The organism is Bacillus cereus (assembly GCF_002564555.1).
GTDB lineage: Bacteria > Bacillota > Bacilli > Bacillales > Bacillaceae_G > Bacillus_A > Bacillus_A cereus_K.
Genome location: NZ_NUVD01000062.1, coordinates 1 through 215 on the forward strand (window position 1 = coordinate 1; position 215 = coordinate 215).

The following is a 215-nucleotide window of genomic DNA, read 5'->3' on the forward strand; positions in this document are numbered from 1 at the left end:
TGACGCAGGAAATCTACCAGTCCTTTTTTACCAATTGTTTCTTTTGGCTTAACTACTTCTGGAACACCGACTTCTTTTTGCAAGAAGTTTTTCTCAATAAAGCGGACATCTGTCTCATTTACGACACCGTCTTGGTTGATGTCTTGTGGCACGATAGATGCATCCTTCTTGCCGTATGCTTCAACTACACTTTGCATATCGCGAATATCAATCAA

The 215-nt window shown here is 40.5% G+C and carries 1 protein-coding gene; it reads right to left on the reverse strand.

Annotation, left to right across the window (positions count from 1 at the left end):
- Positions 1 to 215 (reverse strand): hypothetical protein (locus COI75_RS17255; RefSeq protein ID WP_141535131.1); only part of this gene is annotated, 215 nt, incomplete at both ends.